Raw genomic sequence first — 16,083 nt, forward strand, 5'->3', positions numbered from 1 at the left:
GTTCGGTGTTGCACCAAAAGAACCATAGGAATCCTTCTAGTTTACTGCGCTAGATCAGTGGATCGTCAGTAGCAAAATATCAAGAATTGATAGACTTTTTTATTGTTTTTCCCAAGGATTTTTGCGACTTTTCATTGCTCAATCAGCTTCGCTACTTCCAGGATGCTAAAGGCGGAACTTGAGTTAATTCACGGCTGAGGATGTCATGAATATAACCGTTAGTTGCCAGAATTCGGCCAGAATCGATTTGTAAGGGCGTACTATCATAGGCGGTGATTTTGCCGCCTGCTTCTTGTAATAAAATAATGCCTGCTGCCATATCCCAAGGTGACAGTCCTCGTTCCCAGTAACCATCAACTCGCCCACAAGCGACATGAGCTAAATCAATAGATGCCGCACCGCTACGTCTTACGCCTTGGGTGAGGTGAGTAAGATGGCAAAATTCGGCATAGTTATTATCTGAGGTTTCGCGGCGATCGTAAGCAAAGCCTGTAACTAAGAGGCTTTTATGCAGTTCACTAGTTTCCGAAACTTGGATGGGGCGGCGGTTACGTGTCGCACCTAAGCCAGCCGCCGCCCGAAATAATTCATGATGTAGAGGATCATAAATTACGCCCACTTGCGGCGTACCATGAATTAACAATCCAATGGAAACGGCAAAAAAAGGATATTGGTGGGCAAAATTGGTAGTTCCATCCAGGGGATCTATTGCCCAGAGGAATTCATTATCTTGATTGCCGATTTTGCCTGATTCTTCCGCCAAAATGGAATGATGAGGAAAATGACGGTTGATAATTTCTAAAACGACTGCTTCTGAGGCTTTATCAGCAGCTGTAACTAAATCACCAGGGCGACCTTTTTCGATTACTGCGTCTTCTAACTTACCCAAGTAACCTTGTAAAACTGCACCCGCAGCTAAAGCCGCTTCTGTAGCAATGTCGAGAAATATTTGTAGTTGAGTCATGGGTTGGGCAAGTGTCAAGTGTCAAGAGTTAATGGTCAATGGTCAAGGGTCAATAGTCAATGGTCATTTGTCATTTATTTTTCTCTCCCCTGCCCCCTGCCTCTTCTCCCTACTCCCAACACTTTATCTATTCAAAAAGCGAAACTCCGCCGGAGTTTGACGCATAGGGTTTTCAGGATTCCAAATACCTTGTCCCATAATTCTGGCCCACTGTTGGGCACGTTCTAGCAGCTGATCGTATTTGTGATTAGGCGATCGCCCAACAAATAAAGCATACCCTTGTTTCACTATTTGTTCGTTCAATAACTGTTGATCCTTCCAGACATAAGCCAAAGTTCGCCCCAGCTGATCTTTGGTTGCAACGTCAAACTCTAGCTTGACTAATTGTTCTGTATCCCCAATTAACTTTTCTAAGCTTGCTTTAGCTTCATCTCCCCAAGGATCTTGCCGCAAATCTGGTGCATCAATTCCAATTAACCGCACTGCGGAGGCGAAATTGGGTTGTTCTGCCATACCTAGCACTTCTATACTTTGCCCACTGACTACGCGCGCCACTTTCACCTGTATTTGATTATCGGCTACTGGTTGACTTTGAGCTTGACAACTAACTAGTAGCAATAAACAGGCTAAGATGGCTAATTTTCGCGTCCAAAAGCCTAGACGCACTGACAAAGTAGAGATTCGCATTTTTACTCCTTTGCACCCTTGAGAAAAAGGCTGGGAAAGTAGCGGTAGCCCAAGGAGGATAGATATCCATCCTCCTTGTTCCTTTTCCCTTGCCTTGTTCTCCTTGATATTAATCTTCGTCTAACGGTAAACCAGCTTTGACTCTGCCTTTAGCAAAGTAACGCCCGAATTGGAGTTCGTAAACTTCATCTTCGTCTTGTGTCTCTACTTCCAAGTCAGAACGGGCATAACTCACACACAGCAAAGCATAACCTTGGCGACGCAACTCTAGAGACAAGCCAACAGCCTCTGGTTGGTCAATTTCGCCTGACAACACCCTAACCGCACAAGTAGTGCAAGCCCCATTTCGGCAAGAAAAAGGCAATTCCACCCCTTGTTTTTCGGCAGAATGTAGGATGTAGCGGTCATCTGGGACTTGGAGGGTGTATTCTTTGCCAGTGGCGCGATCGCGGACTTTAATCGTGTATGTACAGGACATCTTGTTTTAGATTTGGGTTTTTGACCTTTAGATATCTACTCTAAAATGTCTTTTTCTATAATATTTGCATTTTCTAGAATTTCATATTACAATAAAAAATTGTGACACCTGGAGAGGTGGCCGAGTGGTTGAAGGCGCAGCACTGGAAATGCTGTTTGGGGGCAACTTCAACGAGGGTTCGAATCCCTCCCTCTCCGTTAAACCCAGTCTAGATAAGCCTTGGAAAATTTGCCAAGAATTGTTTAACTAGGTTGAGTGGGATAATGAGTTTTGCTTACTATCCCATGTTAAAAATAACTATTTCAAACAAAATTACTTATCAATCTAGTTTTGTACCCTTAAACTTCAGAAATTGACGGCGTTATGGCGAGGAATTTGGATGAGTGAATTCACTTGGAGTGCCAACAGGAAAAGAGGAAGTTAAGGCGACAAAAGTAATAGCTTTTATGGGTAGATTTATCTCTGAGCTTTCCTAGATTAGTACTTACGTAGTCAGACGAAGAATTAAGGGTTTGGACAAGGGTAGAAGGGTGTGGGGATATAGGGGTGGATGTATCTAGAACTTTTACACCCAATACCCTTTCACCCCTACACCCAACCTTTGCACAGTAAAAATTTTATTTTTTCTAATAATTTATCCAACAAATATCAAGCATATATGCAGATGAGATACACAATAAGAAATGCGCATTAGTTAATCATAGCTAATGTATAAAATGATGCTTAAAATATTAAGCTCATACACTGAAAATAACTGTTTTGAGCATTAAATGAGCATCAAAACGCCAAAATAAGCTAAAAAGGTGTACTTAACATGGTTTTAAATATTCGTGAAGAATTGCCCGTGCTGGCTCGCCACGAAGGTGATTGGGTAGGAACATATACATTAGTAGACACAGAAGGCAAAATTTTAGATAAACACGAATCTCATTTAAGTTGTCAATTTCCCGACAGTGGCCCTTATTCTTACTATCAAATCAATCGCTACAAATGGTCTGATGGTACACAAGAAGAACATAAATTTCCTGGAACCTATCAAGATAAAGCAATTTTTTTTGATACAGAACGTATTTCAGGAAAAGCTTGGGAAGTAGATAATGCTACTATTATTTTGTGGTTTTCATATAAAACAATTCCCGCCGCATACTTATATGAAATGATTCAAATTAGTCCTGATAATAACCATCGCGCCCGCACCTGGCACTGGTTTAAAAACGATCAAATTTACCAACGTACCCTAATTGTAGAAGAAAGGGTAAGATAGTAATTTCGAGAAAATTGTAGATGATTTTTGCTTGATTTTGGTGCGTTACCCTAGGTTGACGCACCATTTTATGGAAAAATAGTTAGTTCATCATTTAGCATTAAATTAACAAAGTAGGCGCATGGCGAAAACTGACAAAATTAACTTCTCTACTCCTAGCGGTTTTCCTGAATTTCTGCCGAGTGAAAAACGTTTAGAATTATATTTACTAGATACAATCCGGAGAGTTTATGAAAGTTATGGATTTACCCCTATAGAAACTCCCGCAGTTGAAAGGTTAGAAGTATTACAAGCTAAAGGCAACCAAGGCGACAATATTATTTATGGAATAGACCCGATTTTGCCTCCAAACCGTCAAGCTGAAAAAGATAAAGCAGGTGAAAATGGTTCAGAAGCACGGGCTTTAAAATTTGACCAAACTGTGCCTTTAGCGGCCTATATTGCCCGTCACCTGAATGAATTAACCTTTCCGTTTGCCCGTTATCAAATGGATATAGTATTTAGGGGAGAACGAGCTAAAGATGGGCGGTTTCGTCAATTTCGCCAGTGTGATATTGATGTGATCGGGCGGCGCGAACTAAGTTTATTATATGATGCGCAAATGCCTGCTATTATCACCGAAATATTTGAGGCAATTAACATTGGTGATTTTGTGATTCGCATCAATAACCGGAAAATCTTGACAGGTTTCTTTCAATCTTTGGGAGTGGCTGAAACTGAAATTAAATCTTGTATTAGCATCATTGATAACTTAGAAAAAATTGGTGAAGCTAAAGTTAAACAAGAATTAGAAAAAATAGGAATATCACTAGAACAAACCCAAAAAATTATTGATTTTATCAAAATAGAGGGGGAGATAGATGAAGTTTTAGATAAACTCAAACACCTATCACAAAATCTTCCAGATGCAGAACAATTTAGTTTAGGTGTGAGCGAACTAGAAACAGTAATTGCAGGTGTGCGTAATTTGGGTGTAGCCGACAAGCGTTTTTGTATTGATTTATCGATTGCCCGTGGTTTGAACTATTATACTGGCACAGTTTACGAAACAACTTTGATTGGGCATGAAGCATTGGGCAGTATTTGTTCTGGTGGCAGATATGAGGAATTAGTGGGAATGTTTATTGGCGAGAAAATGCCGGGTGTGGGAATTTCTATTGGCTTAACTCGCTTAATTAGCAGATTACTAAAAGCAGGCATTCTTAACACTTTATCTGCCACACCCGCGCAAGTGGTGGTAGTAAATATGCAGGAAGATTTGATGCCAACTTATTTAAAAGTATCGCAACAACTACGGCAATCGGGAATTAATGTCATCACAAATTTTGAAAAACGCCAATTAGGTAAACAATTCCAAGCCGCAGATAAGCAAGGAATTAGGTTTTGTGTAATTATTGGTGCTGATGAAGCCGCAGCCCAAAAATCATCACTCAAAGATTTACAAACAGGTGAACAAGTAGAAGTAGCAATAGCAGATTTGGCGATAGAAGTGAAACGTAGGTTGTCTATTCCAGAACAGGGGTAACATGGCATACACTTTACCGTAGGCGATCGCATCAATTAAAATTCTCTCAAGAGTCTCCCACACCCGTACACGCGATCTTTAATGTCGTTTTGTCTTAAGGCATACCACCAAGTTGCAGCATTAATCGCAATTACTGGTTTGCCTAGCCATCTTTCGGCTTCGTCAGCCAGCCGCAGCATACTTAAATTAGTCCCGACTTGGACAATCGCTTCTATATCATCACCATCAATTTTTTGCAGATGTTGGCGCAAGGTACTTTCAGATACCTCTGCAATGGAAATTGCCGTGGGACAACGTAATCCTTGTAGCCGAACAACTTCTACCCCAATATCATGAAAAAAACGAGTGACCATCTGATCGGCTATAGCTTGATAAGGCGTAATCACCGCAATTTTGTTGAGCTTAAATGCTTCTAGTGCGGCTTGACAGGCCATAGCCCCAGAAGCTAGCTTCAGCCCCGAATAATCTTCCAGCCATTTGACAAATGCTTTGTTACCTTCAAGTCCATCCCAAAAAGTTTCAGCACTCATTCCCATCACCAAATAATTGACACCTGCGGTCATTACCCGGTCAACAGCAAAGAGAATTTCGTTGTTGAGTTGTTCTAAAAGACGCACCATCTTTTCATCGCTACTTAAATCCTGATCTCGAACATGAATCCGCGACATATGAGAAGTCACGCCAGGTACAGCCATTGTATGAAAATCAGGTTCGACAATTGTGTTTGTACTAGGGGCTAGCACGCCAAATTTTTTGCGCCATCCTAAAGCGTCTGTCATCATTTACTTTTGCTTAACTACGTAAAATATTATGTTAGAAGATACATAATTCCTAACGGCTACAGATATTAGCCAAACTTGATATTTAAGAGCCTTTTATTTTTGCACCCTTCTTTATCATGGGAACAAAGCCCGCAAACTGAAATTGATTGATGCTAACCCATATTAAAGACTTAGCCATAAAACTAGCACCCCGTTTAGTGGAGATTCGCCGTCACATACACTCTCACCCAGAACTGAGTGGTCAAGAGTACCAAACTGCTGCTTTTGTTGCTGGTGTTTTGTCCTCCAGTGGTATTCACGTACAAGAAGGAGTTGGCAAAACAGGTGTAATTGGTGAACTGCAAGGTACAGGTAAGGATCATCGCTTATTAGCGATTCGCACTGATATGGATGCTTTACCCATCCAAGAACGCACAGGTTTGGAATATGCTTCCCATACTGATGGAGTGATGCACGCTTGTGGTCATGATGTGCATACTACAGTTGGGTTAGGCACAGCAATGGTGTTATCCCAGATAGCTGATGAGTTGGGTGGGAAAGTAAGATTTCTTTTTCAGCCAGCCGAAGAAATTGCCCAAGGAGCGTATTGGATGGTCAAAGATGGCGCAATGGAAAACGTCTCAGCCATTTTAGGAGTCCATGTTTTTCCTTCCATCCCCGCAGGTTCAATTGGAGTGCGCTACGGAGCATTAACAGCTGCGGCTGATGATTTAGAGATTACGATTATTGGCGAATCGGGACATGGAGCGCGCCCCCACGAAGCAATTGACGCAATTTGGATTGCTGCCCAAGTAGTGACTGCTTTACAACAAGCAATCAGCCGCACTCAAAATCCCTTACGTCCTGTGGTGTTAAGTATAGGCAAAATTAGCGGCGGCAGAGCAGCGAATGTGATTGCTGATAAAGTGCAGTTGTTGGGAACAGTGCGATCGCTGCATCCAGAAACCCGCGCCCATCTGCCTATTTGGATTGACAATATTGTGGGTAATGTCTGTAATGCTTATGGAGCAAAGTATCAAGTCAATTATCGCCAAGGTGTACCCAGCGTTCAAAACGATTATTCTTTAACGCAACTATTACAATTATCAGCCGAAGAAGCTTGGAGTAGCGATCGCGTCCAAGTCTTACCTGAGCCATCCCTTGGTGCTGAAGATTTTTCCGTTTATCAAGAATACGCACCCGGTTCTATGTTTCGCTTGGGCGTTGGTTACAAAGATAGAATGATCAATCATCCCCTACACCATCCCGAATTTGAAGTTGATGAATCAGCAATTATCACGGGTGTCGTCACAATGGCTTATGCAGGCTACAAATATTGGCTTTAACCACCAGCCTCTCAATATTATGATTTCTTGCCGATGCCTAGAGTGGGTCGGCTTATTTATTTGCAACATATTGAGCTAATACCGATTAAGAACCAGACAGAATTAATTACTGATTTTTGTCATCAATCAAAGATGATTTCTAGAAAATGCCAAATATAAAATAGTTTTTTATAGCAAGTATCCAGGAGTCAGAATTCAGAACTCAGAAGGTTTAAAGAATGAGCAGTAATATTTGATGAAATAATTTGCTAATTCTATCGATACTTATTTATTCTGACTTCTGGCTCTTGGGGACTGAATTATTAGGTTTTATAGCTAGCTTATTTCCAGATTATTCCCGCTACATCAGGCTTGCATCTATTTTATAGCTTCAATACCTAAATATTGCTTTCCGCAAGATTTTATCATTTCTTCATTTTGAAAAAATTATTGATACTTGTAATCAGCGAGTTGAATTCTTGGGAATAATAACCCTATAGTTAAAAAATATGAATTATGTTCAATGTAGTGGTTGGGCATAGCAACGACCCAGATTCTTTATCAGCAATTACTGAAGTCATCGAGCAATGTCAAAACAGCTTAGAAGGAAAAATCCCTCAAGCAGGTATTTTATTTGCGGCAATTGATTTTGATTATGCTCTAATCTTGCAAGAAATTATCCGAGCGTTTCCCGGTATCGAATTAATTGGTGGAACTACCGATGCGGAAATTTCTTCAGTGTTACAATTTCAGCAAGACTCAATTACATTGATGCTATTTTCTTCTAGTGAAATAGAAATTTATGCTGGGTTAGGTCAAGACTTATCAAAAAACACGATTTTAGCAACACAAAAAGCTGTTGAACAAGCAAAATCAAAAATTAGAAATCAAGCTTCCTCTCAATTATGTTTAACTGTGCCTGAAAGTCTAACTGTTGATGGAGTATCAATTGTAGAAGGACTCAAACTAGCATTAGGGAAAAATATTCCTATTTTTGGTGGCTTGACATCTGACCAATGGAAATTTCAAAAAACCTATCAATTCTTTCAAACTGAAGTTCTTACTGATGCTGTTCCTATTCTCATTTTTTCAGGAGAATTTTTATTTTCTCAAGGTGTAGCAAGTGGTTGGCATCCTTTAGGAGAAAAAAGCCAAGTCACCAAAGTTGAGCGAAATGTTCTCTATGAAATTGATGGTAAACCTGCATTAAATTTTTATCATCATTATTTAGGTGGTTTACCCCCTTCTGGGGAATATCCTTTAGCCGTATTTGAATCATTATCAGAAGAATTTTATATGCGCGCTCCTAGCACTTATGATGAAGAAAATGGCAGTATTACTTTTTTAGGAGAAATCCCCAAAAATGCTTTTGTGCAAATAGCACAAGCTGGGCGCAATGAAATTTTAGGTGCAGCGAAAACTGCTATTACCAATGCTTTAAAAAATTATCCAGGTACAAAACCAGATGCAGCTTTATTTTTTTCTTGTGCAGCCCGTAGACAATTGCTAGGTACACGCACTATAGAAGAATATCAAATTGCTCAAGAATGTCTAAAAATGAATATTCCCGGTTGTGGTTTTTATACTCATGGAGAAATATCGCCGTTGAATTCTGGGGGAGAAACTAGATTGCATCATGAAACATTTGTCACTCTTTTAATAGGAGTACAATAAAAGTTATGCAATCAGACTATGAGCAAAAAATTAAAGAATTAGAAAAAGTCAACCGCATCCTCACAAAAAAATTGGAGCGTTCGGAAATTTTACGGGTAGCATTAGAAGAAAATAACGAAAGAAAAGAAGCTATATTTCTGCAAGTAATTCATGAGTTACGAGAATCACAAAAAATCTTACAAGGGCAAAGCCAAGATTTAGAACAAGCCTTAAAAAAGCTACAAGCTATGCAAAGCAAGTTAGTAGAATCAGAAAAAATGTCTGCTTTAGGCATTTTAGTAGCTGGAATTGCTCATGAAATCAATAATCCAGTTAATTTTATTTACGGCAATATTAGCTATGCGGCTCGATATGCCCACGATATTTTAGATATCCTCCAGTGCTATCAAAATTTATATCCGAATCCAGAACCATCTATAGCTGCAAAAATTAAGGCAATAGATTTAGATTTTGTCAAAAAAGACTTTATTGAACTTTTGGATTCTATGGAATATGGTACACAGCGCATTAGTGAAATTGTTAGGTCTTTGCGGATATTTGCTCACTTAGACGAAGCAGAAATTAAAAAAGTTGATATCCACGAAGGTATTGATAGCACTTTAATGTTACTCAGAAATCGGCTAGAGTCGTGTCCTCCTTTACCAGCAATTCAAGTGATCAAAGAATATAGCAATATACCTTTCGTGGAGTGTTATGCGGGTAAACTGAATCAGGTATTAATCAATATTATTATAAATGCTATTGATGCTATAGAGCAAAAGTTAGAAATTATCGCAAAAGAGGCGGATAATTCTAACTTTATTCCTACTATTAAAATTAGTACCGAGTTACTTGATGATGAAATTATAATTCGCATTATTGACAACGGTACTGGTATGAAGCCAGAAATAACACAACAAATATTCAATCCATTTTTTACGACTAAACCAGTTGGCAAAGGCAAAGGTTTAGGACTTTCGATTAGCTATCAAATTATTGTCGAAAGCCATCAAGGGCAACTTGAATGTAACTCTATACCTGGTGTAGGTACAGAATTTGTGATTATGATACCTCGGCAAAGAGTATTCGAGGAATGAAATATTGTATTCAGCCCTGGTAATTAGTGATAAATTTCTGATGAATGATGCAAGATTGCTATACAAAAGTCTTCATTCTTAAACGTAAGAGTAAGTCATTTAATGCAGCTTTGGCTGTGGGTGCTTCTGGTAATGTGCTGGCTTCATAAGCTGCTTGTAACTCAGTGCGTAATCTTTCATATTCTTGTTGATGAAAAACCAAATTTACGTTTGATAAAGTAGATTTTTCGGCTCCTGCTAATTTTTGATCGATTAAATCTGAGATGTAGGGTAAATTAAACACTTCATTCAGAGTAATTAAATTTGCTTCTAATATTCCTGTTTGCATTAAATAAATTCCCGTAAGTAGCACACGATAAACATAAAGTAGTGGTTTAACTCTAGGTGGTTTTTCTTGGGCAAAAAGTTTCCATTGGGTAGCAGCAAAGCCAAAATAATGGTGACTATGATGCCGAGTAATACAATCTTGGGCAATAGATTTTAACTCTTGATGTTCTGGGCTAGTTTTTAAGATTAATGGTGAATAAAGCTGCTCTAATACGTAACCATTCTTTTTAAGTAGCAGTAAGAAAAATTTTTTAACATCGTGAGTAACTAAATCAATTTCTAAAGAATCAAATACTTGGGAAATTTCAATAGTTTCATTGCCCTCATCTAAACCTACAACTTCTATGGCTGGTAAAATATGCACACCGCGCAAATCATAATCGGAATCGGGGGAAGGAAAACCATATAAATGAGAACCACTAATGGTGGCGAATAAAAACGGGTAAGGCTGTTGTTGAATAATTGTATGTAGAGAACTGGGTAGATTCATAGTTGTGAGGAGAAATGCGATCGCAATCCAACTGTTCTATCCCAAATCTTTGCTCATGACGTGCTTTTTGTCACGATGGTTTATCTTAACATCTGCTTACTTCAAAAAACCTGCCCTTGAAAGGTGGGGTATGGGGGATATATAGCCCCAACAATCACCTTCGTCACAAGCCCTGTATGAGTCAAGGCGATAGTATTGGTGGGGGCGTATGTTTCCCCTACCAGTACAGTCTTCCCTACACGCTGTTTTTGACTGATGACAACCCACCGTCACAATAGAAAAGGTTGCTGACATCAGCAACCTTAAATTTTTTTTGATCAATTTTTTTATTTTAATCAAGCCATGATTAACCAGCAATTGTTAAAGGTTTTGTTGTATCTCCACTTTTGGTATTAATTGACTGAACTATGGGTTTTTTACTGATAGGGTCGAGGGTAGATGATTCGGTATTAAAACCACTACTGCTTGATTCTTGAAGTGCAAGGCGATCGCACGGAATGGTATCCGATAAAATTGCACTTGCCATCATCCCCGTATGAATCTCCATATGAGCTTCTATTGGGGCTTCAAACACGAGGCGCTGCCCAGGAAACACAACCCTTTCAAAGTACCAATTAGAAACGTTAGAGATGCGAGCCACCTGGATTTTGCTCGTGGCATTAACGTAGCAGCAGAGAATTTTCCCCGATTGCTCAGGTGGTAGAGAATCTAGTATTTGAGCCATAACTGCCGAGGAGCTTTACGCCACACATTGTATATTACACAAGCCCAGACTAACACTGCTGATCCCCAGTTGCTGTAACTCCGACTACCAACTGAAAATTTCTACGTTATTTCTATCTAAAGATATGTTCAAGTTATGAAAATTTTATAAAAAAAATCCATTTTTAAAAAATTATACACTATTAAGGAAAATTTTTAATTGTTTTCTTTGGTAACAATTTTGCCAGAGATATCAATTAACTAGCCATAAAGGATATGACATCTTTTTTGAGCTTGTATATATTTTGTCCTCTCAAAGAGATAGTCAGGGATCGTCGCTTAATGAATGAACTCAATGTTATGGTAAAGATATATGAACAATTTATTCATAAAACAATCTCTCTGGTTTGAAGCCCGACTGAGCTAGCTGTTTCTGTCTTTTCAGACTGGAAAGTAGTGTAAGCACAAAGTTGCTTAAACGTCAAACTAGATTGTCATAAATAAAACTAAGCAAAACCAAATTTGATAATTCCCAGTATCTCTACGCTTTGCTTAGAAAATGGCAAGATAAAGGTTAAAACTCCGATGATCGAAAATCGCATTCTCTACGTTCGCCTTCCTTGTAACCCCATTTTTCCCATTGGGGTGGTTTATCTTTGTGATCATGTCCACAAGCTATTCCCAAACATCGAACAGCGCATTTTCGATTTGGGGACAGTTCCCCCTCTAGACTATGCTGCGGCGTTAGATCGCTGTATCGATGAGTTTAAACCAACACTGTTAGTATTTTCTTGGCGGGATATTCAAATTTATGCCCCCGTGGGTGGACGCGGTGGCAACCCGTTGCAAAACGCTTTTGAATTTTATTACGCGAAAAATCCCCTGATTAAATTACGTGGGGCTTTGGGTGGTTTACGCATCTTCATTGCCTACTATGTGGAGTTGTGGCGTAACTTGGGATTAATCAAACGCGGTTTAAAACGCGCCCAAAAATACCATACTGATGCGCGTGCAGTTGTAGGCGGCGGCGCGGTCAGCGTATTTTATGAACAGTTGGGTAAAAGCTTACCTGCCGGCACAATTATTTCTGTGGGCGAAGGGGAAACTTTACTGGAGAAATTTTTGAATGGTCAAGAATTTCGTGATGAACGTTGTTATGTAGTTGGGGAAGGTCAACCACGCCAGCGCCTAATTCACGAACAACCCACCCCATTACAAAAAACTGCTTGTAATTACGACTACATTGAAAGCGTCTGGCCAGAGTTTAACTATTACCTGCAAGACCAAGACTTTTATATTGGTGTGCAAACCAAGCGCGGTTGTCCGCATAACTGCTGCTATTGTGTTTATACCGTGGTAGAAGGTAAACAAGTACGTATCAATCCTGCCGAAGAAGTTGTAGCAGAAATCCGACAACTATATAATCGCGGTGTGCGGAACTTTTGGTTGACTGATGCTCAATTTATCCCAGCGCGGCGATATATCAATGATGCCATTGAATTATTACAGGCGATCGTTGATTCTGGGATGACGGATATTCATTGGGCAGCATACATCAGAGCCGATAATTTAACACCGGAATTATGCGACTTGATGGCTAAAACCGGGATGAACTATTTTGAAATCGGCATTACCAGTGGTTCTCAAGAACTGGTACGCAAAATGCGGATGGGTTATAACCTGCGGACTGTCTTACAAAACTGTCGTGATTTAAAAGCAGCCGGGTTTAACGATTTAGTTTCTGTCAATTATTCCTTTAATGTGATTGATGAACGTCCTGAAACGATTCGCCAAACTATCGCCTACCACCGCGAACTAGAACGCATCTTTGGTGCAGATAAAGTCGAACCCGCAATTTTCTTTATTGGACTGCAACCCCACACCCATTTAGAAGAATACGCCTTTAAAGAAGGCATCCTCAAACCAGGGTACAATCCTATGAGCTTGATGCCGTGGACAGCGAAAAAACTGCTGTGGAACCCAGAACCCCTCGGTTCTTTCTTTGGTGAAGTCTGCTTACAAGCTTGGCGACAAAATCCCAATGACTTCGGCAGGGAAGTAATGAAGATTTTAGAAGCAAGGCTGGGTTGTGCGGAATTAGAAACAGCACTTTCCGCACCAATTGAGCCGAAAGAAAAACAATTAGCAGGCATATCATAGAAGACACGTTAATCAAGGGATGGGGTATAAAACAACTTTCCCTATTCCCTATTCCCCACTCCCTACTCCCCACCGCCTATGTTAGAAGGTTCGATTTTACAACAGCTGGAAACTGCCCATCGCCATAGCACTAGACCAATTCGCTTTGGGGTGTATTATAAAAACACTTTAGTTGCTTTGTGTCATGCTCTCGAAGACCACATTTTAGCTGATCAGGGTCAACCCTTGGTAATTACCGCTTTCCAACGTGGTAAATGGTATTTGCAAGAAGCCGAAAGATATGCAGACATAGCTAAATGCAGTCGGGAAATAGTAATTATGGCATCCCCCGATGCTGGCTTTGCGGAACATCCTACTAGCAAATTACCCAATGTACACTTAGTAGCATTAGATTCAACTGATGCGGTGGCGCAGGAATGGCATTTAATTATTCTGTCGCCTGAATACACAGCAATGGTACTTTGTCAAGAGTTGTCTGAAGCTGATTATGGTGCAGGTGGGCTACCAGGTTCTGATTTAGAACGAAAATTCTACGGGTTGTGGACTTTTGAACCGGAATTAGTGAAGGAAACAGCAGAATTAGCGATCGCTCATATTCAACAATACAACCCAGAACTGGCCGCAACACTTACTACCCACAAAGAAGCCATTCAATCTCGTCTCGCCACACCCGAAGACTTAAGTACAGTAGTCTCTCGCGTAGTTGATTACCTGCAAACTGGGCAAGATAACTTATCAATTCCCACAGCATTGCGACAAAAAGCCTTAGATAGCAATTTGTTATCTAACGAAATTCAAGCATTTTTGCGGATGGCGCAGTTGATAGATTTGGCAGATATCAACAACCCAATGGCAGCATCGGAAGTTGTCGCCCTTTCCGAAGCGATGGGACAATTATTAGAACTACCAGCTTGGCAAATCAAAAGATTGCGCTTGGCAGGCTTATTACACCGCATAGATCCGCTACAGAAAGCTGAAAGCGTTTTGGCTCCTGGAACATCCACTCGTTACCCAGAAGAAGAAGCCCCCAGTTGTCCTTTAACCTGTCCCCTAGTACCAGGCGCACAGGTATTGCGAACTATGCCCCGCTTACGGGCGGTTGCCCAAATTATTACTCACCAAACCGAGTGGTGGGATGGTACAGGCGAACCAGCCGGTTTAGCTGGCGATGAAATTCCCTTAGAATCAAGAATTTTAGCATTAGTCGCCGAATTTCAATGGCAAGTTAATCAAATTAAATCAGCTAATCAAAGTCGGGAAGAAATATTTGTTCAAGCTTTAGAAAAATGCCGACAGCAACAATCAACCCGCTTTGACCCTAAACTAATAGATGCCCTAACTTTGTTAGTCATGGGTTTGCAACAAGGGCTAGACTTACCTGTGATGACAACCAAAGCCAGCAACGGTATGTGGTTACTAGATTCTCGCTGGGATAGCCACAGCAAAAGTAGTGAGGAGATTGGTAGTTACCCCCAATGAACATCGAAGCTATTAAATCAGGAACCCTCAAACAACTGCCAGGGGTAAACTTAGAAGACGAGGAACTCGCTAAACTCGATTTAAGCCGGATTAATTTTGCAGGCGCAACACTTGTTGGGACTAATTTTAGTGGTTCCAAGCTGGAAGGCGGACATTTAGAAGGAGCCAATTTAATGGGGGCGAACCTGCAAGAAACTGACTTGCGGGCGAACTTGATGGGCGCAAACTTGATGCAAGCCGACTTAACCAGTGCTGACTTGCGTGGTAGTAATTTACGCGGTGCGAACTTGATGGGCGCAACCTTGAGTGATGTCTCGTTAGCAGGTGCTTTTTTAAGTGGCGCGAATTTAATGAACGTCAACTTACAAGGCGTTGATTTGCGCGGTGCTGACTTGCGTGGTGCTAACTTGAGTGGCGCAAATCTCAAAGGTGCTGACTTAAGCCGCGCTGACTTGCAAGGAACGCTTTTAAGTGAGGCAAATCTGGAAGAAGCTGATTTGCGGGGGGCAAATTTGGCGGGGGCAAATCTTACAGGTGCTAACTTGTTATGTGCAGAGTTAGAGGGGGCAAATTTAAGCGGAATTAAGTTGGATAAAGCTTGTTTGGTAGGGACAATTGCTGAACATGGTTTGTAAGGATTGACAGAAGAATTTCCCTCTCACGCCAAGGCGCAAACTGTTGTTTCTAGCTACTGGATTGCGTCATTTTTTATTCCCATTCAAATCATAAAGAGCGATCGCCATATCATCCAATATAATTTCCCAAAGATTTGACGTACTTTTATCACAACATCAGCAAGAAAAGAGACTTTTTACTCATACCTTGAGCTATTGATTGGGGGATATTTGCTGCGCTACTTGTTGGACTTGTGTAATATCTAAATCTAACGCCTGTGCTATTTGTTCCACAGTCAAGCCTAATGCCAAAAACTTAGGTACAGCTTCTAGTTTACCTTCTAGTTTGCCTTCTAGTTTACCTTCTAGTTTGCCTTCTAGTTTGCCTTCTTCTCTAGCTTCCTGATAAACTCGCGTTTGTTTCAACTCACTTAAACCAAACATTGCTTCTATAGGAATCATATTTGATTTCTGAAAAAGACTACGAGATAATACGGAGAAATAAAACTATCAAACAAGGAACAATGAGAAACCAGTATCAGCAAACTGCGATCGCA

General features: G+C 40.4%; 15 protein-coding genes and 1 tRNA gene. 9 read left to right on the forward strand and 7 right to left on the reverse strand.

Annotated features, from left to right (window positions below; translation table 11 throughout):
- Positions 1 to 151: 151 nt before the first annotated feature.
- The 3 genes from H6G69_RS27505 to H6G69_RS27515 form a co-directional block, all read right to left on the reverse strand.
- A complete protein-coding gene (locus tag H6G69_RS27505) occupies positions 152 to 964 on the reverse strand; it encodes an inositol monophosphatase family protein (protein ID WP_190692293.1) in 813 nt (270 codons plus the stop codon).
- Positions 965 to 1,087: 123 nt separating this feature from the next.
- Positions 1,088 to 1,651, reverse strand: coding sequence for a thermonuclease family protein (locus tag H6G69_RS27510; RefSeq protein WP_190692294.1), 564 nt, complete (start codon positions 1,649 to 1,651; stop codon positions 1,088 to 1,090).
- A 109-nt stretch (positions 1,652 to 1,760) separates the two neighbouring features.
- Positions 1,761 to 2,129: a 2Fe-2S iron-sulfur cluster-binding protein gene (locus tag H6G69_RS27515; RefSeq protein ID WP_190692295.1), complete on the reverse strand. Its 369-nt coding sequence runs from the start codon at positions 2,127 to 2,129 to the stop codon at positions 1,761 to 1,763.
- 110 nt (positions 2,130 to 2,239) lie between these two features.
- Here H6G69_RS27515 and H6G69_RS27520 point away from each other — a divergent pair.
- The 3 genes from H6G69_RS27520 to hisS all read left to right on the forward strand — a co-directional run bounded on the left by H6G69_RS27520 (position 2,240) and on the right by hisS (position 4,918).
- Positions 2,240 to 2,326 (forward strand) — tRNA-Ser (locus H6G69_RS27520).
- A 617-nt stretch (positions 2,327 to 2,943) separates the two neighbouring features.
- Entirely contained in the window at positions 2,944 to 3,393 is a 450-nt protein-coding gene (locus H6G69_RS27525; RefSeq protein ID WP_190692296.1) for a DUF3598 family protein, read from the forward strand.
- 121 nt (positions 3,394 to 3,514) lie between these two features.
- A complete protein-coding gene (gene hisS / locus H6G69_RS27530; RefSeq protein ID WP_190692297.1) occupies positions 3,515 to 4,918 on the forward strand; it encodes a histidine--tRNA ligase in 1,404 nt (467 codons plus the stop codon).
- A gap of 35 nt (positions 4,919 to 4,953) precedes the next feature.
- Here hisS and H6G69_RS27535 read toward each other — a convergent pair whose 3' ends face one another.
- A complete protein-coding gene (locus H6G69_RS27535) occupies positions 4,954 to 5,700 on the reverse strand; it encodes a hypothetical protein (RefSeq protein ID WP_199336301.1) in 747 nt (248 codons plus the stop codon).
- A 149-nt stretch (positions 5,701 to 5,849) separates the two neighbouring features.
- Between H6G69_RS27535 and H6G69_RS27540 the strand changes: the two genes are divergently transcribed.
- From H6G69_RS27540 to H6G69_RS27550, 3 genes are all read left to right on the forward strand, one after another.
- The gene (locus H6G69_RS27540; RefSeq protein WP_190692298.1) at positions 5,850 to 7,025 is read left to right on the forward strand and encodes a M20 family metallopeptidase; all 1,176 of its coding nucleotides are present in this window, start codon (positions 5,850 to 5,852) and stop codon (positions 7,023 to 7,025) included.
- 495 nt (positions 7,026 to 7,520) lie between these two features.
- Positions 7,521 to 8,678, forward strand: a complete 1,158-nt coding sequence (locus tag H6G69_RS27545; protein ID WP_190692299.1) for an FIST signal transduction protein — start codon at positions 7,521 to 7,523, stop codon at positions 8,676 to 8,678.
- Between the two features lie 5 nt (positions 8,679 to 8,683).
- A complete protein-coding gene (locus H6G69_RS27550; protein WP_190692300.1) occupies positions 8,684 to 9,754 on the forward strand; it encodes a sensor histidine kinase in 1,071 nt (356 codons plus the stop codon).
- 58 nt (positions 9,755 to 9,812) lie between these two features.
- Here the strand turns inward: H6G69_RS27550 and H6G69_RS27555 are convergent, their stop codons facing one another.
- Positions 9,813 to 10,571, reverse strand: coding sequence for a DNA polymerase beta superfamily protein (locus H6G69_RS27555; protein ID WP_190692301.1), 759 nt, complete (start codon positions 10,569 to 10,571; stop codon positions 9,813 to 9,815).
- Between the two features lie 346 nt (positions 10,572 to 10,917).
- Positions 10,918 to 11,295 carry a DUF1830 domain-containing protein gene (locus tag H6G69_RS27560; protein WP_190692302.1) on the reverse strand — a complete coding sequence of 126 codons (378 nt, stop codon included), beginning with the start codon at positions 11,293 to 11,295 and terminating at the stop codon, positions 10,918 to 10,920.
- 563 nt (positions 11,296 to 11,858) lie between these two features.
- On the opposite strand from H6G69_RS27560, the gene H6G69_RS27565 reads away from it, so the two are divergent.
- The 3 genes from H6G69_RS27565 to H6G69_RS27575 all read left to right on the forward strand — a co-directional run bounded on the left by H6G69_RS27565 (position 11,859) and on the right by H6G69_RS27575 (position 15,547).
- The gene (locus H6G69_RS27565; RefSeq protein ID WP_199336302.1) at positions 11,859 to 13,433 is read left to right on the forward strand and encodes a photosystem II high light acclimation radical SAM protein; all 1,575 of its coding nucleotides are present in this window, start codon (positions 11,859 to 11,861) and stop codon (positions 13,431 to 13,433) included.
- 78 nt (positions 13,434 to 13,511) lie between these two features.
- On the forward strand, positions 13,512 to 14,912 hold the full coding sequence (locus H6G69_RS27570; RefSeq protein WP_190692303.1) for a DICT sensory domain-containing protein: 1,401 nt from the start codon (positions 13,512 to 13,514) through the stop codon (positions 14,910 to 14,912).
- On the forward strand, positions 14,909 to 15,547 hold the full coding sequence (locus H6G69_RS27575; protein WP_190692304.1) for a pentapeptide repeat-containing protein: 639 nt from the start codon (positions 14,909 to 14,911) through the stop codon (positions 15,545 to 15,547). Before H6G69_RS27570 ends, H6G69_RS27575 begins: the two co-directional genes overlap by 4 nt.
- Before the next feature lie 192 nt (positions 15,548 to 15,739).
- On the opposite strand, the gene H6G69_RS27580 is transcribed toward H6G69_RS27575, so the two are convergent.
- Complete coding sequence (locus tag H6G69_RS27580; protein WP_242072202.1) at positions 15,740 to 15,988, reverse strand: hypothetical protein; 249 nt, start codon at positions 15,986 to 15,988, stop codon at positions 15,740 to 15,742.
- Positions 15,989 to 16,083: the final 95 nt, after the last annotated feature.

This window comes from Nostoc sp. FACHB-110, from assembly GCF_014697425.1.
GTDB lineage: Bacteria > Cyanobacteriota > Cyanobacteriia > Cyanobacteriales > Nostocaceae > Nostoc_B.